This is a genomic window from Burkholderia sp. Bp8963 (assembly GCF_003854275.1).
GTDB lineage: Bacteria > Pseudomonadota > Gammaproteobacteria > Burkholderiales > Burkholderiaceae > Burkholderia.
Window position 1 is genome coordinate 258,846 of sequence record NZ_QTQP01000001.1, and the last position, 22,246, is coordinate 281,091.

Sequence of the window (22,246 nt, forward strand, 5' to 3'; positions counted from 1 at the left end):
CATGACTGCATCGCTTCGCATCGACGGCGGCACCGCCGTGATCACCGGCGCGGCCAGCGGCATCGGCAGCGGGCTCGCGCGCCGTGCGGCCGCGCTCGGCATGCGTGTCGTGCTGGCCGACCTCGACCCGGCCAGGCTCGACGCGTTCGCCGCGACACTCGACACCGACGTGCTGTGCGTGCCGACCGACGTCAGCCGGCCGGAGGCAGTCGACGCGCTCGCGGACGCCGCGTGGCAGCGCTTCGGCGGCGTCGACCTGCTGTTCAACAATGCGGGCGTGATGGCGACCGGGTTCAGCTGGGAGATCACGCCCGAGCGCTACGAACGGAGCTTCGCGATCAACGTGCACGGCGTGCTGAACGGCATTCGCAGCTTCGTGCCACGGATGCTCGCGCGCAACGTGCCCGCGCGCGTCGTCAACACGGCGTCGGTCGGCGGGTTCCTGCCGAGCCCGCTGATGTCGCCTTACTCGGCGACGAAGTTCGCGGTGGTCGCGCTGACCGAATCGCTCTATGGCGAACTGAAGTTGCTCGGCTCGCCTGTCGGTGTGTCGCTGCTCGCGCCGGGGCCCGTGCTGAGCGGAATCTTCAACGACCCGTTCGGCGACGCGCACGATCGCCCGGCGGTGCGCGGATTCGTCGATACGATGCGCGCGATGCTGAACGCGCACGGCCTCACCCCCGACGAGTTCGCCGAGCGCGTGTTCGACGGGATCCGCGAAGGGCGTTACTGGCTGATTCCGCAACCCGAGACGATCGACGGCGCGCTGCAGCGGCGCACGGACGACATCCTCGCCGCGCGCGATCCGTCGCTGCCGTCGTTCTGACCGGCGTCGCGCGCGAACGCGCGCAAAAACACCGTCGCGGCGTGCATTCCTGCACGCCGCGGCGGTGTCGCTTCACATCTGCATTGGCTGGCGTGCCGGCCACTCGAAGGATGCGGCCGGCTGGCTTGCCTGCTTACATCTTCGTGCCCGAAGAATGCTGCCTTCCGCTCGGGTCGCCGCCGCGATCGGGCGGCGTATTGTTCTGATCGATCTTCGCGAGCATGAAGCCGCCAGCCGGAGGCAGGGTGCCGGGCGCGCGATGCACCGTTTGCGCGCCGTCGGCGCGTGGGGTGGCAGGGATCGGCGAACCGGACGATTGCGCGCCCGGTTGAGCGAACGCCGAGAGGGAAACGGCCGCAAGGACGGCGGCGATCGCGTGCTTGTTCATGGCGACTCCTTTCGCGACAACACTGCGTGACAAGTGTCAACTGAATCAGTCTAGGTCGCGAAACTTAACGCCACGTGAAGATACGCGTTTGCGCGGATGACAGGATCCTTCACCGTGCACGGGCACGGGTGATGCTTTGAACGTAGGCACGACCGCATGCGCGTGCCGGTGACGCACGATCAGGTTCCCCGCATCGTGTCGGCCGGCGTCAACGCACGCGATCGCGCGTGAACAGCCGCGATCTTCAGGCCGGTCGGACGATGCCGATAAATGCCGGGCCGCACACCGCCCGGCGTGCGCGTCAGGCGCCAACCGCCTTCACGATGTACTGGCTCGTCGGCACCACGTCGATCTTGTCGAAATCGATGAAGCGCGCACAGCTGTCCATCATCTCGGCGACGTTGCGCTGGAACTTCTCGTCGTCGCCGACCGCGTCGAAGAATGCGTGCGGATCCGTCATCGCGGCGGCCGGGAAGCATTCCTCGACGATCGCGTCGTAACCGGGTGCCGCATGCGTGAGCGCGCGCACGACGACGTTCTGCACGTACAGGAAATTGTCCTGCGTGTCGATCGCGACGCGCGTGTGATGGCTGTGCCACACGTCGAGCCACGCGTCGTGCGTAAGGCGCGGCGGCCGCTTCAGGAACGCGAGCTGCGAAAACCCGCTGGTGCGTTCGCCGGGCCGCGCCGGGAAGCGCGTGTTCGGAATCGGCTGCGACTCGGTGACGAGATAGGCGGCCATGTGCGGGACGACCGTGCGCACCGCGTCGTCGAACGGCTGCCGGAACATCGGGTTCGCGCTGTCGATCCACACGGCCGCGATCCCGTCGATGGACGGATGCGTGTTCACCTGCTTCAGCGCCGCGGCGGGCACGACGTCCGCGTCGGCGACATTGACCTGCACGCCGTGCGCGCCGAGCGACAGCAGCTTGTCCGCGAGCTGCGCGCGCACCGTGCGGCTCCATTGATCGGGCGCGGCCTGCGCGTCGCGCCACAACACGTAAATGACTTTCTCCATTGCTCGGGCTCCAGGTGGAAATAACAGTGACGGCGGACAGGGACGGTTGCCATGCCGCCGGATTCAGTGCGCGGTGTCCGGCTGCGCGGCGGGTGCGAACCGGTTCGCGGTCAGCGTGAACGACGGCGGGATCGGCGACGTCACGCTCTCGAACAGCCGCTCGTGACGCGTCGCGCGGATGCGCCATACGCCGTCCTGCTTCACGTATTCGTCGTCGTAGAACGCGGTGCCGTGCAGCAGGTAGTCGTCGTCGAGATTGATCGCGTGATCCTCGAGAAACCACACGCCGCGTGCGCGATCGGCCGCGACGAGCGTGAGTTCCGGGTGATGGCCGTGATGCATCGTCAGGAACGTCGGCTTGCCGATCAGCGCCTGCAGGCTCGACACGAATGCATCGCGGCCGTCGTACGCATATTTGCCGCCGTGCAGGCGCGCGCTGCAGTCGGTTGTCAGGCATTGCGCGAGCAACGCCCAGTCGTGCGTGTCGACCGCGCGGAAGTACCGGTATTTCAGTTGACGGATCTGCTCGAATTCGTGGAGTGTCCGGGTCGTGTCGTCCATCGCCGCGCCTCGTGGTGGTATCGACGGATGGTAGGAACGATCGCCGCCGCATCACATCGTCTGATTGGGTGATTGGGGCCGCCCATGTGCACTACGCACGCCGCGCCGTTTCGTCCGAACGGATGATGGCCGCCCGGCATCGCGCCTGTACCGTGGATGTCGACGCACCGCACCCGCCGCGTGCGTCGATACCAAGGAGATGGCATGACGCCCACCGAACAACTGGAGACGCGGCTGCGCAGGCTCGAGGACGCCGACGCGATCCGCCGCCTGAAGGCACGCTACTTCACGAGCTGCGACCGGAAGGATCCCCAACGGATGCGCGACTGCTTCGCGCCCGGCGCCGTGCATATCGACTATGGGCGGATCGGCGTGTTCGAGCACCGCGATGCGCTCGTCGACGTGTTCGAGCGGCTCGGCTGCCATCCGCACATCGTCGAGATGCACCACGGCGTGAACCCGGACATCACGGTGCTCGACGACACGCATGCGCGCGGCACGTGGGGCCTGCACTACCAGATGATCGACACGAACGCGCACACGCTCACGCAGCTCGGCGCGTATTACGACGACGAATACCGGAAGGTCGACGGCGAATGGAAGATCGCCGCGACGCGCTGCGTCGTCACGTCGACGCTGAGCGCCCGCTACGAAGGCGATGCGCGCGGCGTGCTGTTTGCCGGCACGCTGCCGCTGGTCGCGTGAAACCGCCGCCTGAATCCGCTGGCTGAATTTGCCGCCTGAATTTTCCGATTCTCGCGTTTCATCAGCATCGAACAGGAGACACCGAACATGGCAAAGAACAACGACGCGCCGATCGCCGTCGTGACGGGCGCATCGCGCGGCGCGGGCAGGGGCATCGCGCGCGCACTCGGCGCGGCCGGCGCGACCGTCTACGTAACGGGCCGCTCGCAGCACGAAGGCGATGCGCCACTGCCCGGCACGATCCACGAGACCGCGCGCGAGATCGACGCACTCGGCGGCCGCGGCATCGCGGTGCCGTGCGACCACGCGGACGACGCGCAGGTCAACGCGCTGTTCGAGCGCGTCGAGCGCGAGTGCGGACGCCTCGACATCCTCGTCAACAACGCGACGTATCTGCACGACCAGCTGATCCTGCCGGGCCCGTTCTGGGAGAAGTCGCTCGACCTCGTGAACATCCTCGATGTCGGCCTGCGGTCCGCGTACGTCGCGAGCTGGCACGCGGCGCCGCTGATGACGAAGCGCCGCGGCGGGTTGATCGCGTTCACGTCGTCGTTCGGCGCGAGCTGCTACATGCACGGCGCCGCATACGGCGCGCAGAAGGTCGGCGTCGACAAGTTCGCGAAGGACATGGCCGTCGACCTGAAGCCGTTCGACGTCGCGGCCGTGTCGATCTGGATGGGGCCGCTGCGCACCGAGCGCACGACGCGCGTGTGGGATGAGCACCCCGATCTGTACAAGGAATTCTCGCTCGTCGCAGAAAGCCCCGAATTCACGGGTCGCGTGATTCATGCGCTGTACCGGGACCCCGAACGGATGGCGCTGTCGGGCCAGGTGCTGGTCGGCGCGGAAGCGGCACTCAAGTACGGGATCGCCGATCTCGACGGCAAGCAGCCGCCGTCTTACCGCGAACTGCTCGGCGGGCCCGTGCAGGCGCATCCGGCAATCGTCGCATGAATCGCAATTCGCACACATCGATGGGAATCCTGAATGAGAAGGCCGCGCGCGTTGCGCCGGCGAATCGAGGAGAGGAAAACATGGCTCGGCTGGAAGGAAAGGTAGCAATCGTCACCGGCGGCGCGCGCGGGATGGGCGCGGCGACGTGCCGGCTGTTCGTTGCGGAAGGCGCGCGCGTCGTGATCGCCGACGTGCTCGAAGCGGAAGGCGAGGCGCTCGCGCGCGAGCTCGGCGATGCCGCGCGCTTCATGCGGCTCGACGTTGCCGACGAAGCGAACTGGGCGCGTGTCGCCGCGGCAACGGCCGATCAGTTCGGCCGCATCGACGTGCTCGTGAACAACGCGGCGGTGCTGAAGTTCGGCTGCATCACCGAGCTGTCGACACGCGATTTCGAACGCGCGGTGTCGATCAACCTGGTCGGCACGTTCATCGGCATCCGCACGATCGCGCCGCGCATGATCGCGCAGAAAAGCGGCTCGATCGTCAACATCTCGTCGGTGGACGGGTTGCGCGGCGTCAATGCGCTCGCCGCGTACGTGTCGAGCAAGTGGGGCGTGCGCGGGCTCACGAAGGTCGCGGCGCTCGAGCTCGGCCATCAGGGCGTGCGCGTGAACTCGATCCATCCGGGCGGCGTGAACACCATGATGTCGAACCCGACCGGCGCGCCACTCGACGAAGTCAACCAGCATTACACGCACGTGCCGCTGCAGCGCGTCGGGCTGCCCGACGAAATCGCGCGCGCGACGCTGTTCCTCGCGAGCGACGACGCGTCGTACTGCAACGGCGCGGAACTGGCGGTCGACGGCGGGATGGCCGCGGGCGCGTATTACCCCGGATTGCCGGGTGCGCCGTTTTGAGCGGTGCCGCGTTTCATGCGCTCTGGTCAGATGTTTGTGTACGCAACCTAATTCAGGGTTTGCAGCAGTAGCGAAAACGTGAATATGTGCGCGCGGCAGGCACGTTCGTTGCGCGCCGCTCGCGCAGGCCGGATTTGCCGTTTCCACGAAACCCTTGCCGGGCGGTGCGCTGCACCGATCCGGCGCATGCGGTGCCCGCCGCTTGCGGGTAAAAATTGCGCGCAAGCAACCCACATGCCGGTGCGCCGGCATGCACCAGTCTTGCTGCAACGCAACGCCAGCAGGGTATTGGCGATGGTATGCTGGACGTCATCATGTAGTGGTACGTCAGGTCGCATGCATGGCGAAACTCGCGTTCGCACACTCTAACGAGACACACCATCCTCTCGCACGCATCACGGCTCCGACACGCGCGCCGCACGCGTGTCGCGTCCTGCGCGCGGTCTGCGCTGCGACCTGGCTCCCGATCGGCTTATCCATCTTGCGGGCTCCGCCCGCTCCCCCCATCCCCGCCCGATAAATCTGGAGACACCATGCAACCCATTACCACGGCCGAAGCGACACGCGGCCAGCAATTCGCTCCGCCGGCATTCGTCAAGCACCGCGGGCTGATCGACTGGGTGAAGCGCATCGCCGAACTCACCGAACCCGACCGCATCGTGTGGTGTGACGGCTCGCAGGCCGAATACGACGCGCTGTGCCAGGCGATGGTCGAACAGGGGACGCTGAAGCGCCTCAATCCGGCGAAGCGTCCGAATTCGTATCTCGCGCAGTCCGATCCGTCCGACGTCGCGCGCGTCGAGGATCGCACGTTCATCTGCGCCGCGTCGCGCGACGACGTCGGGCCGACCAACAACTGGATCGCGCCGGACGAGATGCGCGCCACCCTCGACGGTCTCTTTCGCGGCTCGATGCGCGGCCGCACGCTGTACGTCGTGCCGTTCTCGATGGGCCCGCTCGGCTCGCCGATCGCGCACGTCGGCGTCGAGCTGTCCGACAGCCCGTATGTCGCGGTGAACATGCGGATCATGACGCGCATGGGCCGCGACGTGTACGACGTGCTCGGCGAAGACGGCCCGTTCGTGCCGTGCGTGCACAGCGTCGGCCATCCGCTCGAGCCGGGCCAGCAGGACGTGCCGTGGCCGTGCAACCCGGTCAAGTACATCGTGCACTTCCCGGAAACGCGCGAGATCTGGAGCTTCGGTTCCGGCTACGGCGGCAACGCGCTGCTCGGCAAGAAGTGCTTCGCGCTGCGCATTGCGTCGACGATGGGCCGCGACCAGGGCTGGCTCGCCGAGCACATGCTGATCCTCGGCGTGACGTCGCCGGCCGGCAAGAAGTATCACGTCGCGGCCGCGTTCCCGTCCGCGTGCGGCAAGACCAACTTCGCGATGCTGATTCCGCCGAAGGGCTTCGACGGCTGGCAGGTCACGACGATCGGCGACGACATCGCATGGCTGAAGCCGGGCCGCGACGGCCGGCTTTACGCGATCAACCCCGAGGCAGGCTTCTTCGGCGTCGCGCCGGGCACCGGCGTGAAGACCAACCCGAATGCGATTTCGACGCTGAAGGAAAACGTGATCTTCACGAACGTCGCGCTGACGGAAGACGGCGACGTGTGGTGGGAAGGGCTGACCGACACGCCGCCCGCGAAGCTCACCGACTGGCAGGGCAACCCGTGGACGCCCGAAACGGCCAAAGAAACCGGCCGCAAGGCCGCGCATCCGAACTCGCGCTTCACCGCGCCGGCCGCGCAATGCCCGTCGATCGACAGCGACTGGGAAAACCCCGCCGGCGTGCCGATCGACGCGTTCATCTTCGGCGGCCGCCGCTCGACCACGGTGCCGCTCGTGACCGAAGCGCGCGACTGGGTCGAAGGCGTGTACATGGCCGCGACGATGGGCTCGGAAACCACCGCCGCCGCGGCCGGCCAGCAGGGCATCGTGCGGCGCGATCCGTTCGCGATGCTGCCGTTCTGCGGCTACAACATGAGCGATTATTTCGGTCACTGGCTCGCGATGGGCGAGAAGCTCGCGGCGAGCGGTGCGCGCCTGCCGAAGATCTATTGCGTGAACTGGTTCCGCAAGGACGAGCACGGCAAGTTCGTGTGGCCGGGCTTCGGCGAGAACATGCGCGTGATGAAGTGGATGCTCGATCGCCTCGAAGGGACCGGCGGCGGCAGCGAGCACGCGTTCGGCGTGTCGCCCGCCTACGACGACCTGCACTGGGACGGGCTCGACTTCACGCGTGCGCAGTTCGATGCGGTGACGTCGATGAACGTGGCCGAATGGCGCGACGAGCTGGCGCTGCATGCGCAGTTGTTCGACACGCTGAAGCTGCGCTTGCCGGCCGAGCTGCTCGATACGATGACGAAGATCGAACGCCGACTCGGCGAGTAATGAATGGCGCCGGTTGGTCCGGCGCATGGCAACCGAAGTCCCGCGCCGGCCACGTGTGCCGGCGCGGGATTTTTTTCATGCGCGCCGCTCGCGCCCGGCGACGCGCGCGCCATCGCTCACTGCGCGCGGCAATGCGCGACGACTTCATCCACCGCGCGCTGCACGTCACCGCGCCGATAGCGCAGCACCGCGAGATCCGCCGCATCCGGCTCGTACGACACGACGTTGCCGCGCCCCGTATAGATCGCGATGTCCGGCAGCAGCGGATGCGCCTGGTCGAGCGACGGCACCTCCTGCGGATTGCCGGCCGCGCGGAAGAAGGCAGCGAAATAGTCTGCAAAGCTCAGGTTCTCGTCGCCGACGAGGTAGGCCTTGCCCGACTCGCCGCGCTGCAGCGCGCCCCAGATCGCTTCCGACAGCGATTGCGTCGAGATGAAGTTGCTGCCGCCCGCCGGCCCGTAAACGGGCAGCCCGGCCAGCTTGCCTTCCGCATAGCCCGTATACGCCGCGAACATCTCGTTGCGCAGGCCCGGCACCGAGCCGACGACGAACGGCGCATTCACACTGCATACCGTGAACGACGGCGTCGCGAGCGCACGCACGCGCTGGTCGGCCAGATGGCGCGAACGCACGTAAGGAATCGTGTCGACGAGTTCGGGTGCGACCTGCGGATAGAAGCTGCCGACGAGCACGGCCTTCTTCACGCCCGCGTCGCGCGCAAGCGCGAAGAAGCGCGGCACGGCCTCGACGTTCGCGCGCTCCCAGTGCGCGGCTTCGTCGGTGCCGGGCGGCAGGTGGCGGATGTCGTTGCCGGCGGCGAACACGATCGCGTCGAAGCGCGCGAGATCGTCGCGCGTGAAATTGCCGGCAACGTAATCGCGCTGCAGCACGTCGAATTGCGCGAGCGCGGAGCCTGCCGCGGGCGGTTTGCGCGCGGCAAGCGTGACGGTGTTGCCCTGCGCCTGCAGATACAGCGCGGCGTGGCCGCCGATGAGGCCGGTGCCGCCGATGACGAGAATGTTCATGGTGTCTCCGATGACGATGCGTGCGTCGCTCGCCGGGTTGCGTGAACGGGAACAGCGGGCGCGTGGCCGCTCAGAAATTGAAGCCGTTGCCGGTGACGACCGGCAGGTTGGTCCAGAAGCCGTTCGGGTCGCGATACCAGCCGGCCGCCGCGAGCGCGCCACCGTCGACGTGCAGCGTCGTGCCGGTGACCCACGCGGCGAGCGGGCTCGCGAGGAACAGCGCCGCACCCGCGATGTCGCCCGCCGCGCCGAAGCGGCCGAGCGGAATCCAGCGCGGGATGTGCTCGCGGTGCTCGGCGGCGACCATCGCGCTCACCGGCACCTGCGGCGTCTCGGTCGTTTCGGGCGCGATCTGGTTCACGCGAATGCCCGCGGGCCCGAGCTCGAGCGCGAGGCTTTTCGTGAAGCCGGTCAGCGCGGCCTTGAACGACGCGTACACCGCGCAGTTCGGAATCGCGCGGAAACCTTCGATCGACGACACGCTGACGATGCTGCCGCCCGCGCCGCGCCGGCGCAGCAGCGGCAACATCGCGCGCGTGACGACGAACACCTGCCGCAGGTTCACGTCGAACAGCCGCGCGATGTCGGCGTCCGTGTAGTCGTCGAACGGTTTCGCGATCTGCAGGAAATCGCCGACGTTGTTCACGAGCACGTCGAGGCCGCCGAAGCGCGCGTCGATCGTTTGCGCGAACGCGTCGACCTCGTCGCGGCGCGTCACGTCGACCATGTCGACGAGCGACTCGACGCCCGCCGCCTCGAGTGCGTGCCGCACGTCCTGCGCGCGGGCGGCGTCGATTTCCGCGACGACGACGCGCGCGCCCGCCGCGCCGAACGTTTCCGCGCACGCGCGGCCGATGCCCGCACCGCCACCGGTGATCAGCACGGTCTTGCCGGTCATTTCAATCATCTGGATAAGCCTCCGGGGGAAAAACGCTCGTGCTGCGTCACAGCGACGAGATCAGTTGTGCGTTGTCGATCCGCAGTTCCGCGCCGTTGATGAAGCGCGATTCGTCCGACGCGAGGAACATTCAGCCCTGCAGCGGCAAGTCCTGCGCCCAGTCGACGAGCAGCGTGCGCGCGGCGAAGCGCCATGCGCTGCCGTCGAACACGCAGCGGTCGTGGTAGCGCAGCCCCCAGTCGAGCTTGCGCTTCACGCCGTCGCGCACGTACACGTGGCACGCGACGCCGTAGGTCTCGACCGCCGCCTCGCCGCCATCGAGCGTGACGAGCTGGTTGTGCACCTGATGCTGGGTCGTCTCGTAGCGGCCGATCGCGCCCATGCCCGCGACGATCGCGTCGAGATCGTCGAACGCGAAGCCGGGCCCGGCGAGGCGCGCGTCGGGGGTGAAGAGGGCGGCGAGCTGCCGCCAGTCGCGACGGTCGACAGCCTGTGCGTAGCGGCACGCGAGTTCGTACAGCGCGTGACGGGGATTCGTATCGGTCATGCGGGGCTCCCGTGAAAGGACGGAGTAGATGGCCGCGCCACTGCAGCGGCTGCAGCGGCATTGCGACGCGCAGGTTCGCATCCGGACGGACGGCGCTCATCACCCATAAGGAGCAGGGGCCGGGTCGGGGAAAACACGAGGGCTCGTGGTGCAGCACATCGCGATCATGCGGCGCAGCAACGGGCGTGCCGGCTTGCGTTCGGGCGATTGCCCGCGCCAGCGCTGCGTGCCGGCGTCTCCGATCCCTGAGGCGAATGGGTCGATGCTGCGGCGCGCCATCGGTGATAGCGGCCTCTCCGCGTTTGCCCTTAGTCGAAACGGACGATGGCCGGCGCGACGCCGGTCGCTACCGTGCAGTCATCCGCTGCGGCATCGACCGCGCCGGACCTGGAACCGCACCCGCGGCGCATCTGGAGGAGACGATCATGAGACTGACGAATCGCAAGCTGGGCGCACTTGCCGCAGGCACGCTGGCGGCCATCGCGATCGCGCGCTACGCGGCCGACGAGGTGCCGTCGCCGCCGTACGCGGCGGGCACGCTGCAGTGCCGCGCCGTCGACGCGAACGGCCTGCCGACCGGCTGCGTACCGATCGATCCCGCGCACTTCGGGTTCGCCGCGCTGCACGGCATGTAACGCGTCGATGCCCTTTACATTGCCCCATTCCTCATGTCATCTGAATACGCCCTGACTCGCCCGCTGAACACCCGCGACGTACGCCACTGGGATGCCGATCACGACGTCGTGATCGTCGGTTTCGGCGCGGCCGGCGCGTGCGCGGCCATCGAAGCCGCGAGCGCCGGCGCCGACACGCTGATCCTCGAACGCGCATCGAGCTACGGCGGCACGAGCGCGCTGTCGGGCGGCGAGATCTACCTCGGCGGCAGCGGCGGCACGCCCGCGCAGCGGCAGGCCGGCTTTCACGACGAAACGGAAGACCTGTACCGCTACCTGATGCTCGCGGGCGGCCGCGACGCGGACGAAGCGAAGGTGCGCGTCTACGCGAACGAGAGCCTCGCGCATCACGACTGGCTCGTCGCGCAGGGGCTCACGTACAAGAACACGTTCATCGCGGAGCGGATCGTCGAGCCGGAAACCGACGACTGCCTGATCTGGTCGGGCAGCGAGGAAGCCTGGCCGTTCAGCGAGGCCGCGAAGCCTTGCCCGCGCGGCCACACGCCGCAATGGCCGGGCTGGGGCGGCGGCCAGATGCTGATGAAGGTGCTGGCCGAGCGCGTGCAGGCACTCGCCGTCGCGACGCGCTACGACACGCGCGCGCTCGCGCTGATCGTTGACGATCGGGGCGCCGTGTGCGGGGTCGTGCTGCGCGCGTACGGCGAGACCGCATTCGTGCGCGCCCGGCGCGCGGTGATCCTGTGCGCCGGAGGGTTCGCGATGAACCGCGACATGGTGCGCCGCCATGCGCCGCAACTGCTGCGCTCGGCCGAGCCGATCGGCAGCCCCGGCGACGACGGCGCGGGCATCCTGCTGGGCGTGAGTGCGGGCGGCGCGGCGATCCACATGGACCAGGCGTTCGTCAGCCTGCCGTTCTATGCACCGGAATCGCTGATCAAAGGGATTTTCGTGAACGCGCGCGGGCAGCGCTTCATCAACGAGGACGGCTATCACGGCCGCACGGGCCAGCACGCGTTCCAGCAGCCGGACGACCGGATCTACCTGCTCGTCGATCAGGCGACCTATCGGGAGCCGCCCGCGATCGCGCGGATCGGTATCGCGGCGGCCGGCGAAACCTGGGAAGAGGTCGAGCGCGACCTGCAGATGCCGGCCGGCACGCTGAGCGCGACCGTCGACGTCTACAACCGCCACGCGGCCCAGGGCATCGATCCGCTGTTCCACAAGGCCGCGAAATGGCTGAAGCCGCTCGACGAGCCACCGTTCGTCGCACTCGACTGCCGGATCGACTACGCGTTCTATCCGCACTTCACGCTCGGCGGGCTCGACACGCTGCCGACCGGGCAGGTGGTCGACGCGATGCGCACGCCGGTGCCGGGCCTCTTCGCGGCCGGCCGCACGACGTGCGGGTTGCCGCGCTGGGGCGCCGGATACAGCTCGGGGTTGTCGCTCGCGGACGCGACGTTCTTCGGGCGCCTGGCAGGGCGTCATGCGGCGCGCGCGGACCGCAATGCGCTGAAGAATGCCGCATAGCGTCGGCGGTGGTGGCGGACGCGATGTCCGCTCACCGCCGTTTCGCCCGCGCGTCAACCGAAGTCGAGCGCGTTCGTCAGATCCCCCGGCGGCGTCTGCCCGCGCGCGGCGAACGCCTGGTTGCGCGCGGCCACGCCGTCGAGCGGCGCCAGCCCGTGCACGCGGCTGATGAAGCGCAGGATCGAGTTCGTGTCGTACAGCGTGTGGTCAACGTAACCCTTTTTCGCGAACGGCGCGATCACGAGCGCCGGAATTCTCGAGCCGGGGCCCCAGCGATCACCCGGCGGCGGCGCGACCGGATCCCACCAGCCGCCATTCTCGTCGTGCGTCATCACGATCACCGTGTTCGCCCATTGCGGGCCGCGCCGGATGTGCTCGATCACGGTCGCGATGTGGCGGTCGCCCGATGCGACATCCGCGTAGCCCGCATGCATGTTCAGGTTACCCTGCGGCTTGTAGAACGTGACCGCGGGCAGGCGGCCCGCGTCGATGTCGGCGAGCAGGCGGTTGGTCGACGGATCGTCGCCGAGCCCCGCGTCGCGCAGGTGGCGGCGGCGCGCTTCGGTGCCCGGCGCGTAGCGGACGAAGTAGTTGAACGGCTGATGGTGATACTGGAAGTCAGGCACGGTGCCCGTGTCGCGATGCTCGAGCGCGTATTGCCACGCGCCGCTGTACCACGCCCAGTCGATGCCCTTGTCCGACAGCCGGTCGCCGATCGTCGCGTACGCCTGCGGCGGCAGCACGCGATGATCGTCCGGGTCGGCATACGCGGGGTTGCCGTTCTCGGGCGGCCGCACGTAGCTCGGCTGGTACGGCGGCGCCATCGTGTTGACCCCGTAGCCGTCGGGCGTGAGCGCGCCGTCGCGCTCGAACTTCGGCGGGCCGTCGAGCGCGGACGCCGGCGAATCGGCCGCGAGCTTCAGCCGCGTGCCGGCCGGATCGTCGCCTTCGACCGCCGACAGCAGCTTCGCGGCTTGCGGGTGCTTGTGCGCATCCGGATACAGCGGCGGCTGCGCGCCGATCAGATACATGTGGTTGAGCCACGAGCCGCCGAAGGCCGCCATGAAGAAGTTGTCGCACAGCGTGTACTGCTGCGCGAGCTGCCACAGCCGCAGCGTATCGGCCGAGTTGCGGTAGTGCCCCATCACGAGGCCGCCCGAATCGGCCCACGCGGCGAACTGGTCGTTGCGGCCCGCGTTGATCTGCATCTGGTTCTGATAGAAGCGGTGCCACAGGTCGCGCGTGATCACGTCGTTCGGCAGCGGCTTGCCGTGTGCGTCGTGGATCTGGAACGGCGCATTCGGCAGCTTCGCGATGTCGTGCTCGCCGATCATGTAGCGCCGGCCGCCAACCTCCTGCGCCTGCGGCACGAGGCCGCCCCAGATCTTCGGCAGCGCCGGCAGCGGCGTCTTGCCGTCGCGGTCGAGCTGCAGCGCATGCTCGCGCGACACTGCGCTCAACGGGTATTGCACGCCGGGGAAATCACCGTACAGGTTCGCGAAGCTGCGGTTTTCCGCATAGATCACGACGATGTTGCGCACGTGACCGCGCAGCGCATCGTCGAGCCGGAGATCGGCGGCCGAGCGCGGTGCCGCGCCGGCCGACGGCGCGGTTTCACAACCGGGAAGCGCGACGCTCGCGCCGAGCGCGGCAATGCCGCCGAGCACGCGGCGGCGATCGGGATCGTCGGGAAGGTCATCGGGCCGGTCAGGGGTCTTGTTCACGTCGAGGCTCCTCGGATGGGCGGGTGGCGAGCGTCAGATGCGTGGCCGATTCGATGCGGATCGATTGCCGATTGCTCGTCAATTCAGCATCGATTCGCGCGGGCGGCTTCGATGGTGCCAGCGATCCCGGCGCGCACCTTATTGTCATATAAATGTCACGAACACGACTATAACGCGGCGAGGGTCGGGATCCAAGGATCAGGTCGGATGAATCGGCCGCGCGCGCATCGCTGCGAGACGCGCGGCCGCGAACTAGACTGGACTTACGGACCGTGTGCACGCGCGTGACGGCGCAACCGGCCGTCAGGTGTCAACGGCCGCGCGACGCGCGGGTCCGCGCATGACCGCGCGAATGCGCAAGCGCCCATTCATTTGACGAAACGAGGCGACGATGAACCACTCGAATCCCACTCCGATGCAGTCGGCAATGCGGCGCGACCAGCGGCCGCCCGCGCATACCGACGACAGTTATCACGCGCCGAAGCGGCTCAAGACCGCAACCCGCTGCACGACGTGCGGCGCATCCTATGACGAAGGCCGCTGGACCTGGCACGCGGCGCCGGACGACGCGAAGGCACTGCAGTGTCCGGCCTGCAAGCGCACCGAAGATCGCGCACCGGCCGGCGAACTGATCCTGAGCGGCGCGTACGTCGACCGCTGCCGCGCGGACATCCTCGCGCTGCTCAACCACCAGGCGGACGACGAAACCCGCACGCATCCGCTCGAGCGGATCATGGAAATCGACGACGGCAACGCGTCGATGACCGTGCGCACGACCGGCGTACACATGCTGCGGCGGCTCGGCAAGGCGATGCTGCGCGCGCACCACGGCAAGCTGACGCTGCACTATCCGGACGGCGAAGGCATGCTGCGCGCCGAATGGAAGCGCGCGGAAGCCTGAGCGCGCGACGCCGCGCCCGCAAGCCCGGCCCGATGCCATGGACAGGAAATTCGACTATCCGGGGCTGCTGATCGCGATCGGCTTCTTCGTGCTGTTCGCGGTGCAGTTGCTGATGCTGCATCCGTCGTCCACGTCGATCGCGTACAGCGATTTCCATCAGCTCGTCACCGCGAAGCTCGTCGACGATCTCGAGATCAGCCCGACGTCGATCTCCGGCACGCTGCGGATGCCGCAGGCTGCGACGCTGCTGCCGGCGTCCGAGACGGCGGTCGTGAAGGAGGCCGGCGCGCCGTGGCGCTTCACGACGAACCGGGTGACCGACGACCACCTGATCGACACGCTGACGGCCGCCGGAATCCGCTATCACGGCACCCCGGACACGGGCTGGCTGTCGGCGCTCGCGTCGTGGGTGCTGCCGCTGATCGGCTTCATCTTCATCTGGAACATGATGCTGCGGCGGCGCGGCGGGCTGCAGGACTTCAGCGGGATGGGCAAGAGCCAGGCCCGCGTGTACGTGCAGCAGGCAACCGGCATCACGTTCGACGACATCGCGGGCATCGACGAGGCGAAGGCCGAACTGCAGCAGCTCGTCACGTTCCTGCGCAATCCGGAGCGCTACAGCCGGCTCGGCGGCAAGATCCCGAAGGGCGTGCTGATCGTCGGCGCGCCGGGCACCGGCAAGACGCTGCTCGCGCGCGCGGTCGCCGGCGAGGCGGCCGTGCCGTTCTTCTCGATCAGCGGCTCGGCGTTCGTCGAGATGTTCGTCGGCGTCGGCGCGGCGCGCGTGCGCGACCTGTTCGAGCAGGCGCAGCAGAAGGCGCCGTGCATCGTGTTCGTCGACGAGCTCGACGCGCTCGGCAAGGTACGCGGCGTCGGCATGATGTCCGGCAACGACGAGCGCGAGCAGACGCTGAACCAGCTGCTCGTCGAGATGGACGGGTTCCAGGCGAATTCCGGCGTGATCATCATGGCCGCGACCAACCGGCCCGAGATCCTCGATCCCGCGCTGTTGCGCCCCGGCCGCTTCGACCGCCACATCGCGATCGACCGGCCCGACCTGACCGGCCGCAAGCAGATACTCGGCGTGCACGTGAAGCACGTGAAACTCGGGCCCGGCGTCGATCTCGCCGAGCTGGCGTCACGCACGCCTGGGTTCGTCGGCGCGGATCTCGCGAACGTCGTCAACGAAGCCGCGCTGCACGCGGCCGAGCAGGGCAAGCCCGCGATCGAGATGACCGACTTCGACGAGGCGATCGACCGCGCGATGACCGGCATGGAACGCAAGAGCCGCGTGATGAACGAACAGGAGAAGGTGACGATCGCGTATCACGAGGCCGGGCACGCGCTCGTCGCGCAAAGCCGCACGCATTGCGATCCGGTGAAGAAGGTATCGATCATTCCGCGCGGCGTCGCGGCGCTCGGCTTCACGCAGCAGGTGCCGACCGAGGATCGCTACGTGCTGCGCAAGAGCGAGCTGCTCGACCGGCTCGACGCATTGCTCGGCGGGCGGGTCGCCGAAGAGCTCGTGTTCGGCGACGTGTCGACCGGCGCGCAGAACGACCTCGAACGCGCGACCGCGATGGCCCGGCACATGGTCACGCAGTACGGGATGAGCGAGACCATCGGCCTCGCGACCTTCGACGACGCGGCGCCGCGCGCGGGGATGCCCGGCTGGCAGGCCGGCGACGGCCGCTGCAGCGAGCACACCGCGCAACTGATCGACGACGAGGTGCGCGCGCTGCTCGAGGACGCGCATGCGCGCGTGGCCGCGACGCTCGGCGAGCGCCGCGATGCGCTCGAACGGATCGCGCGCCGGCTGCTCGAATGCGAAATGCTCGAACGCGACGAACTGCAGGCGCTGATCGCGTCGCGCGGCGAAGCGCCGCGCCGCGCGGCCGCCGACCCGCAAGCGCAGCAGGGCGCCACAACGAACGGGCCCGACGGCGCCACCGCCGACGTGCACGATTTGATGACCTACGACGCGCCGCGCAAACCCGACCGCTGACGGCGGCTCACCGGTTCAAGCCATGGAAATGCCGATTGCGCCGCGCGCGTCGCTGTGCGGAGAATCGATCGGATCCGCAGTGCGTCCATCCCCTTTTTCGACGGAGTCGCCATGAGCGAAGAGCGTGTGTCGGTCGAAGTCGCACAACTCGACTGCTACCGTTTCGAGGTCCGGTTTCCCGGCACGGACCTGCCTGTCATGCTGACCGACGAGCCGATGCCGCTCGGGCGGGGGCAGGGACCGAATCCGGTCCGCCTGCTGGCCGCGTCGGTCGCAAACTGTCTCGCCGCGAGCCTGTTGTTCGCGCTCGAGAAAAATCACACCGATGCGCGGCCCGTCACTGCGCAGATCGACGTCGACATGGTCCAGAACGAGACCGGGCGCGTGCGGGTCGGCGCGATGGCGGTGCGGCTCATGATCGGCAAACCGTGGGCCGATCTCGCGCAGGTGTCGCGCGCGCTCGAGCAGTTCGATGCGCTGTGCGTCGTCACCGAAAGCGTGCGGACCGGCATCCCGGTCTCGGTCGACGTGTGCGACGTGAACGGCGCGGTGCTCGAGGACGTGCAGACGAGTCTGTGACTGCGCGCGTCAGAGTGGCGTGGCCGCCGCGGCCTCGGACGCGTTGGCGAGCGCGTCGAGAAAGCGCGTGCGCCACCAGTGCACGTCGTATTTGCGCACGGTCGCCATCAACGCGTCATGGCGCTGGCGCCGCTCGTCGAGCGACATCGCGAGCGCGCGCTGGATCGCCTGCGCGGTGCCTTGCGTATCGTAAGGATTGACGAGCAACGCATCCTTCAGCTGCTCGGCCGCGCCCGCGAAGCGCGACAGCACGAGCACGCCCGGATCGCTGCCGTCCTGCGCGGCGAGGAATTCCTTCGCGACGAGATTCATCCCGTCGCGCAGCGGCGTGACGAGCGCGACGCGGCTCGCGCGATACAGGCCCGGCAGCCGCCGGCGCGCGACGGTGCGGTGGATGTAGCGCATCGGCATCCATTCGAGTTCGCCGTAGTCGCCGTTGATCGCGCCGCACAGGCTGTCCATCTCGCGTCGCAGATCGTCGTACGCGCCGAGATCCTCGCGGCTCGGCGCGGCGATCTGGATCAGCGTCGCGCGGTTGCGATTCTCCGGATACTGTTCGAGCAGCTGGCGGAACGCTTGCACGCGCTGCGGCAGCCCCTTCGTATAGTCGAGACGGTCGACGCCGACGAGCAGCTGGCGGCGCGAATACTCGTCGCGCATCCGCTCGAACATGTCGATGCCGTCGCGATTCTCCGCGAGCGCCGCGAATTCGTCGACGTTGATGCCGATCGGGAACGCGCCCGCTGACAGCGTGCGGCCGAACGCGTGCAGCCGCCCGTCGGCGAGGCGTGCCGCGCCGGCTTCCGCTTCGACGTAATGCTCGAAGTGCAGCAGGTCCGATTCGGTCTGGAAACCGACGAGGTCGTACGCGAACAGCGAGCGCATCAGCCATTCGTGCTCGGGGATCGCCGCCATGATCAGCGGCGGCGGCATCGGAATGTGCAGGAAGAAGCCGATCGGGTTCGTGCAGCCCATCGCGCGCAATTCGGCCGCGAGCGGAATCAGCTGGTAGTCGTGCACCCACACGACGTCGTCGGGGCGCAGCAGCGTGCGCAGCTTGCGCGCAAACAGCTGGTTCACGCGGCGATAGCCGTCCGCGAAACGTCGGTCGAATTGCGCGAGATCGAGCCGGTAGTGGAATACCGGCCACAGCACGTTGTTCGAGTAGCCGAGGTAGTAGGCGTCGTAGTCCTGCGGATCGAGATCGATCGTCGCGAGCTGGATTCCGCCGACGTTCTGCAACTGCACGTCGTCGCTGCGGCCCGGCGTGTCGCCGTCGCCGCGTAACCTTCCGCTCCAGCCGAACCATACGCCGCCCGTTTCCTGCAGGCTGTCCTTCACGGCAACAGCGAGCCCGCCTGCAGCGGCCTTGCGTGGATCTGCGATGCGATTCGATACGACGACGAGACGGCTCACCAGCTCTCCTGACGAATAGTGGGGAATGGGCTTGTGCGGCCATGAGGCGCGAAAGTTGCCGCCGCCGGCACCGTCAACGCGATCGGCGTGATCGACGCAACAGGCACGACAGGGCCGCAATGATCGGACGGGTGTCAAGGCACGCGACCCGCCGTCCGACCGGGAGTGCTTTTTTTAGGATACTCGGCATTCGTCGGTTTTAAAAGCCTGCAATTGGTTCGTGGTCAATCAATGCCCGCGAGACGCCCGCGAAGCATCCTCGATGCATTTGCTACGCACCTGCAATGCGCATCTGCAATACATACGCGGCATTTACGCCGATGCGCGGCGGCCGTCAGCACGCGTGCGACTCCGTGCGCCCCGCGCTGCCGCCGACGATCACCGACGCGAACGCCGGATCCGGACGGAAGATCGTGATGCCTTTCAGGCGTTCGCGCCATGCGGCGAAGAACAGCGCATCGACCTGCGCGAGCGAGCAGCGACGGTCGACGTTGACCGTCTTCGAGATCGCCGCGTCGACACACGGCTGCAATGCGGCGAGCATCGACACGTGGTCGGCCGGGGCGACGTCGGCCGCTTTCACGAAATAGTCGGGCAGTGGCGCCTGTTCGCCGTGCAGCTGCCGGAACAGCCGATACGCGTGATTCTCCGCACGAATCGCATGCACGTGGTTGTCGCCGGTGCGCACGTGGCGGCGCTGCACCCAGTCGATCGCGGGCTCGATGCCGTGCGAGCAGTTGTCGCCGAACGCGAGGCTCACGCTGCCCGCCGGCGCGAACGACAGCAGATGGCTGTTGCGCAGCCCGTGACGGGCGATCGCCTGGCGCACCACGAGCGGCAGCGGCGCGCGATGCGCGGTGCCGTCGAGATAATCGGCGGGATCGTAAGCGGGAAACACGCCGCGCTCGGACGCGAGCACCGCCGACGCGGAGAACGCATGCTGGCGCATCGTCAGCGCGATCTCGCGTGCGACCATCCGCGCGGCGCCACTGTCGTAGCTCAGCCGCAGCATCGCGAGCGCGTCGGCGAGCCCCGTCACGCCGATGCCGATGCGCCGTTTTTCGTGCGCTTCGCGCGCGTGCTCGGCAAGCGGCCACACGGTCAGGTCGATCGCGTTGTCGAGCATGCGCACCAGCACGCGCACTTCGTCGGCAAGCGTCGCGAAATCGAAACGCGGCTCGCCATCGATGCCGAACGGATGGCGTACGAGCCGCGACAGGTCGATCGGCCCGAGCACGCAGCTGCCGTACGCGGGCAGCGGCTGCTCGCCGCACGGATTCGTCGCATCGATGCGCTCGTGCGCGCGCAGCGAATCGGCCGCGCCGATCGTGTCGAGAAACAGCAGCCCCGGCTCCGAACTGTCGCGCGCTTCGTTGACGATCGCATGCCACAGCGCGCGCGCGGGCAAGCTTGCGTAGATCCAGTTGCCGTCCGGCAGCGCCGTTTGCGTGCACGCCGGCGCGCATGGCGGCACGCGATGCCGCAGCATCCACGGCAGGTTGTCCGCGACTGCCGCCATGAACGCATCGGTCACGCCGACCGACAGGTTGAAGGTCGGCCAGCGTCGCCGGCCGTGCTTCGCTTCGACGAATGCGACGATGTCCGGATGGTCGCAGCGCAGCACCGCCATCTGCGCGCCATGCCGCGGCCCCGTATAGGGCAATGCGCGGCACAGCAGATCGAAGCGGTCGATCGCCGTGCATACGTCGGGGGTATCGGGGCCGCGCCGTTCGTATGCGGCCGCGGGCGGTAGCGATGAAAAATCGTAGCCGACGCCGCCGCCCATCAGCAGCGTGACGCGCGCCTCGTCGAGCGCGCGCGCGAGTGCCGCATGCACGGCCGCGACCGATGCGTCGTCGGGCATCCTGACCGGATGCACGAAGCAGTTCACCATCGTGCCTTCCGCGCCGGCGCCCGCATTCGCCATGATGCGGCCCGCGCCGATCGCGCCGCGCTGCATGTTCCGGTAGAACAGCTGCTCGACGCGGGCGCGCGACGTCATCGGCTCGGCGAGCGACAGCGCATGCGCGACGCGCCGGAACACCGCCGTGCGTGTTGTCTCGCCCGCACGCGCATAGCGATCGGCGAGCACTGCGGCACATACCGGCTGTTCGTCCATGGCGTCGCTTTCATGCGGGCAATAAGGACACTGTACGAAGCGCATGCGCGGCGATTTTGATCAAGCGCAATCGGCAGCCGCTTCGTTGCTCGACACGCAGACATGCGTCGTGTAGCGCGAATTGTCGTATGCTGGGCGACCTTGTTTGCGCATCCCGAGTCTTCCTGGGTCTTCCTATGAGCTGGCAAATCGATCAGATCACCTTGCGCCTGTTCATCGCCGTCTGCGAGGAAGGCTCGATCGCGCGCGCCGCCGAACGCGAGTTCATCGCGCCTTCGGCGGTCAGCAAACGCCTCGCGGATCTTGAAGCGCTCGTCGATGTCGCGCTGCTGTCGCGCGGCCAGCGCGGCGTGCGCACGACCGCCGCGGGCGACGCGATGCTGCTGCATGCGCGGCAGATCATGCGCAGCTACGAGCGCCTGCAGGCCGAGCTCGGCGAATATGCATCGGGCGCGCGCGGTCATGTGCGTGTGCTCGCGAACGTGTCGTCGATGGTCGAGTTCCTGCCCGAAGCGCTGGCCGCTTTTCTGCAGACGCATCCGCAAGTGCGCGTCGATCTCGACGAACGCGTGAGTGTCGACATCGTGCGCGGCGTCGAGGAAGGGCAGGGCGACCTCGGCATCTGCCGCGGCTTCGTGCCGACCGGTTCGCTGCAGACCGTGTCCTATCGCGGCGACCATCTCGCCGCGATCGTGCCGGCCGCGCATCCGCTCGCGGCGCGCGCGTCCGTCAGCTTCGTCGAAACGCTCGACTACGACCAGCTCGGCCTCGCGTCGAACGCGTCCGTCAATGCGCTGATGCAGCGTATCGCGGCGGAGAAGGGCCGCGACCTGACCTACCGCACCTGCGTATCGACGATCGACGCCGCGTACCGCTTCATCGAGGCGGGGCTCGGCATCGCGGTGCTGCCGCGCGAGGCGCTCGAGCGGCGCAGCGGCGGCCCCGGCACGCTCGCCGCCATTCCGCTCGACGATGCATGGGCCGAACGCAGCTTCGTGATCTGCATGCGCGACCGCGCGACGCTGTCGCTGCCCGCCGCCCGTCTGCTCGAGCACCTGCTCGCGACTCCCGACTAACCCTGACAGGTTTTTCCCGAATCCGCCGCTGCATCCCGCGCGGCGCGGCTGTGCAGCCATCGCTCATCGCGATGGCGTCCATC

Annotated in this window: 20 protein-coding genes and 1 pseudogene; 11 read left to right on the top strand and 10 right to left on the bottom strand. The window is 68.1% G+C overall.

Features of this window, described 5'->3' with window-relative positions:
• The first annotated feature begins 1 nt into the window (after position 1).
• The gene (locus DID96_RS01190) at positions 2-826 is read left to right on the top strand and encodes an SDR family NAD(P)-dependent oxidoreductase (protein WP_124597443.1); all 825 of its coding nucleotides are present in this window, start codon (positions 2-4) and stop codon (positions 824-826) included.
• A 133-nt stretch (positions 827-959) separates the two neighbouring features.
• On the opposite strand, the gene DID96_RS01195 is transcribed toward DID96_RS01190, so the two are convergent.
• The 3 genes from DID96_RS01195 to DID96_RS01205 all read right to left on the bottom strand — a co-directional run bounded on the left by DID96_RS01195 (position 960) and on the right by DID96_RS01205 (position 2,793).
• A complete protein-coding gene (locus DID96_RS01195) occupies positions 960-1,214 on the bottom strand; it encodes a hypothetical protein (RefSeq protein ID WP_124597444.1) in 255 nt (84 codons plus the stop codon).
• Between the two features lie 301 nt (positions 1,215-1,515).
• The gene (locus tag DID96_RS01200; RefSeq protein ID WP_124597445.1) at positions 1,516-2,232 is read right to left on the bottom strand and encodes an EthD domain-containing protein; all 717 of its coding nucleotides are present in this window, start codon (positions 2,230-2,232) and stop codon (positions 1,516-1,518) included.
• A gap of 63 nt (positions 2,233-2,295) precedes the next feature.
• On the bottom strand, positions 2,296-2,793 hold the full coding sequence (locus tag DID96_RS01205; RefSeq protein WP_124597446.1) for a nuclear transport factor 2 family protein: 498 nt from the start codon (positions 2,791-2,793) through the stop codon (positions 2,296-2,298).
• Between the two features lie 204 nt (positions 2,794-2,997).
• Between DID96_RS01205 and DID96_RS01210 the strand changes: the two genes are divergently transcribed.
• The 4 genes from DID96_RS01210 to DID96_RS01230 all read left to right on the top strand — a co-directional run bounded on the left by DID96_RS01210 (position 2,998) and on the right by DID96_RS01230 (position 7,708).
• Positions 2,998-3,498 carry a nuclear transport factor 2 family protein gene (locus DID96_RS01210; protein WP_124597447.1) on the top strand — a complete coding sequence of 167 codons (501 nt, stop codon included), beginning with the start codon at positions 2,998-3,000 and terminating at the stop codon, positions 3,496-3,498.
• An 87-nt stretch (positions 3,499-3,585) separates the two neighbouring features.
• Positions 3,586-4,452, top strand: coding sequence for an SDR family NAD(P)-dependent oxidoreductase (locus DID96_RS01215; protein WP_124597448.1), 867 nt, complete (start codon positions 3,586-3,588; stop codon positions 4,450-4,452).
• An 80-nt stretch (positions 4,453-4,532) separates the two neighbouring features.
• Complete coding sequence (locus DID96_RS01220; protein ID WP_124597449.1) at positions 4,533-5,309, top strand: glucose 1-dehydrogenase; 777 nt, start codon at positions 4,533-4,535, stop codon at positions 5,307-5,309.
• Between the two features lie 533 nt (positions 5,310-5,842).
• A complete protein-coding gene (locus DID96_RS01230; RefSeq protein WP_124597450.1) occupies positions 5,843-7,708 on the top strand; it encodes a phosphoenolpyruvate carboxykinase (GTP) in 1,866 nt (621 codons plus the stop codon).
• 116 nt (positions 7,709-7,824) lie between these two features.
• Here DID96_RS01230 and DID96_RS01235 read toward each other — a convergent pair whose 3' ends face one another.
• From DID96_RS01235 to DID96_RS01250, 4 genes and pseudogenes are all read right to left on the bottom strand, one after another.
• On the bottom strand, positions 7,825-8,733 hold the full coding sequence (locus DID96_RS01235) for an NAD(P)-dependent oxidoreductase (RefSeq protein ID WP_124597451.1): 909 nt from the start codon (positions 8,731-8,733) through the stop codon (positions 7,825-7,827).
• Positions 8,734-8,803: 70 nt separating this feature from the next.
• Positions 8,804-9,640, bottom strand: a complete 837-nt coding sequence (locus DID96_RS01240; RefSeq protein ID WP_124597452.1) for an SDR family NAD(P)-dependent oxidoreductase — start codon at positions 9,638-9,640, stop codon at positions 8,804-8,806.
• Positions 9,641-9,677: 37 nt separating this feature from the next.
• Positions 9,678-9,761, bottom strand: a pseudogene (locus tag DID96_RS38755) (short-chain dehydrogenase); the annotation flags it as partial.
• The gene (locus DID96_RS01250) at positions 9,762-10,178 is read right to left on the bottom strand and encodes a nuclear transport factor 2 family protein (protein ID WP_124597453.1); all 417 of its coding nucleotides are present in this window, start codon (positions 10,176-10,178) and stop codon (positions 9,762-9,764) included.
• A gap of 425 nt (positions 10,179-10,603) precedes the next feature.
• Between DID96_RS01250 and DID96_RS01255 the strand changes: the two genes are divergently transcribed.
• Together DID96_RS01255 and DID96_RS01260 are read left to right on the top strand one after the other, a co-directional pair.
• On the top strand, positions 10,604-10,813 hold the full coding sequence (locus DID96_RS01255; protein WP_124597454.1) for a hypothetical protein: 210 nt from the start codon (positions 10,604-10,606) through the stop codon (positions 10,811-10,813).
• 33 nt (positions 10,814-10,846) lie between these two features.
• Positions 10,847-12,343: an FAD-dependent oxidoreductase gene (locus tag DID96_RS01260; protein ID WP_124597455.1), complete on the top strand. Its 1,497-nt coding sequence runs from the start codon at positions 10,847-10,849 to the stop codon at positions 12,341-12,343.
• A 53-nt stretch (positions 12,344-12,396) separates the two neighbouring features.
• On the opposite strand, the gene DID96_RS01265 is transcribed toward DID96_RS01260, so the two are convergent.
• A complete protein-coding gene (locus DID96_RS01265; protein WP_124597456.1) occupies positions 12,397-14,067 on the bottom strand; it encodes an acid phosphatase in 1,671 nt (556 codons plus the stop codon).
• A 391-nt stretch (positions 14,068-14,458) separates the two neighbouring features.
• Between DID96_RS01265 and DID96_RS01270 the strand changes: the two genes are divergently transcribed.
• From DID96_RS01270 to DID96_RS01280, 3 genes are all read left to right on the top strand, one after another.
• Positions 14,459-14,968 (top strand): BCAM0308 family protein, encoded by a 510-nt coding sequence (locus tag DID96_RS01270; protein ID WP_124597457.1) that lies wholly within the window; start codon positions 14,459-14,461, stop codon positions 14,966-14,968.
• A 37-nt stretch (positions 14,969-15,005) separates the two neighbouring features.
• Positions 15,006-16,973, top strand: a complete 1,968-nt coding sequence (gene ftsH, locus DID96_RS01275; protein WP_124597458.1) for an ATP-dependent zinc metalloprotease FtsH — start codon at positions 15,006-15,008, stop codon at positions 16,971-16,973.
• A 111-nt stretch (positions 16,974-17,084) separates the two neighbouring features.
• Positions 17,085-17,552, top strand: coding sequence for an OsmC family protein (locus DID96_RS01280; RefSeq protein ID WP_124597459.1), 468 nt, complete (start codon positions 17,085-17,087; stop codon positions 17,550-17,552).
• 9 nt (positions 17,553-17,561) lie between these two features.
• On the opposite strand, the gene otsA is transcribed toward DID96_RS01280, so the two are convergent.
• Both otsA and DID96_RS01290 read right to left on the bottom strand, forming a co-directional pair.
• Positions 17,562-18,968 (bottom strand): alpha,alpha-trehalose-phosphate synthase (UDP-forming), encoded by a 1,407-nt coding sequence (otsA, locus tag DID96_RS01285; RefSeq protein ID WP_124597460.1) that lies wholly within the window; start codon positions 18,966-18,968, stop codon positions 17,562-17,564.
• 334 nt (positions 18,969-19,302) lie between these two features.
• A complete protein-coding gene (locus DID96_RS01290; RefSeq protein ID WP_124597461.1) occupies positions 19,303-21,087 on the bottom strand; it encodes an adenosylcobalamin-dependent ribonucleoside-diphosphate reductase in 1,785 nt (594 codons plus the stop codon).
• A 176-nt stretch (positions 21,088-21,263) separates the two neighbouring features.
• On the opposite strand from DID96_RS01290, the gene DID96_RS01295 reads away from it, so the two are divergent.
• Entirely contained in the window at positions 21,264-22,163 is a 900-nt protein-coding gene (locus tag DID96_RS01295; protein ID WP_124597462.1) for a LysR family transcriptional regulator, read from the top strand.
• Positions 22,164-22,246: the final 83 nt, after the last annotated feature.

Excerpts from the sequence above, each read along its gene's own strand:
- DID96_RS01295 (WP_124597462.1), top strand. The coding sequence starts at position 21,264 with ATGAGCTGGCAAATCGATCAGATCACCTTGCGCCTGTTCATCGCCGTC.
- DID96_RS01260 (WP_124597455.1), top strand. The coding sequence starts at position 10,847 with ATGTCATCTGAATACGCCCTGACTCGCCCGCTGAACACCCGCGACGTA.
- DID96_RS01200 (WP_124597445.1), bottom strand. The coding sequence starts at position 2,232 with ATGGAGAAAGTCATTTACGTGTTGTGGCGCGACGCGCAGGCCGCGCCC.
- DID96_RS01255 (WP_124597454.1), top strand. The coding sequence starts at position 10,604 with ATGAGACTGACGAATCGCAAGCTGGGCGCACTTGCCGCAGGCACGCTG.
- DID96_RS01270 (WP_124597457.1), top strand. The coding sequence starts at position 14,459 with ATGAACCACTCGAATCCCACTCCGATGCAGTCGGCAATGCGGCGCGAC.
- DID96_RS01195 (WP_124597444.1), bottom strand. The coding sequence starts at position 1,214 with ATGAACAAGCACGCGATCGCCGCCGTCCTTGCGGCCGTTTCCCTCTCG.
- DID96_RS01250 (WP_124597453.1), bottom strand. The coding sequence starts at position 10,178 with ATGACCGATACGAATCCCCGTCACGCGCTGTACGAACTCGCGTGCCGC.
- DID96_RS01290 (WP_124597461.1), bottom strand. The coding sequence starts at position 21,087 with ATGGACGAACAGCCGGTATGTGCCGCAGTGCTCGCCGATCGCTATGCG.
- DID96_RS01220 (WP_124597449.1), top strand. The coding sequence starts at position 4,533 with ATGGCTCGGCTGGAAGGAAAGGTAGCAATCGTCACCGGCGGCGCGCGC.
- DID96_RS01240 (WP_124597452.1), bottom strand. The coding sequence starts at position 9,640 with ATGATTGAAATGACCGGCAAGACCGTGCTGATCACCGGTGGCGGTGCG.
- DID96_RS01190 (WP_124597443.1), top strand. The coding sequence starts at position 2 with ATGACTGCATCGCTTCGCATCGACGGCGGCACCGCCGTGATCACCGGC.
- ftsH (WP_124597458.1), top strand. The coding sequence starts at position 15,006 with ATGGACAGGAAATTCGACTATCCGGGGCTGCTGATCGCGATCGGCTTC.
- DID96_RS01205 (WP_124597446.1), bottom strand. The coding sequence starts at position 2,793 with ATGGACGACACGACCCGGACACTCCACGAATTCGAGCAGATCCGTCAA.
- DID96_RS01215 (WP_124597448.1), top strand. The coding sequence starts at position 3,586 with ATGGCAAAGAACAACGACGCGCCGATCGCCGTCGTGACGGGCGCATCG.
- DID96_RS01235 (WP_124597451.1), bottom strand. The coding sequence starts at position 8,733 with ATGAACATTCTCGTCATCGGCGGCACCGGCCTCATCGGCGGCCACGCC.
- DID96_RS01230 (WP_124597450.1), top strand. The coding sequence starts at position 5,843 with ATGCAACCCATTACCACGGCCGAAGCGACACGCGGCCAGCAATTCGCT.
- DID96_RS01280 (WP_124597459.1), top strand. The coding sequence starts at position 17,085 with ATGAGCGAAGAGCGTGTGTCGGTCGAAGTCGCACAACTCGACTGCTAC.
- DID96_RS01210 (WP_124597447.1), top strand. The coding sequence starts at position 2,998 with ATGACGCCCACCGAACAACTGGAGACGCGGCTGCGCAGGCTCGAGGAC.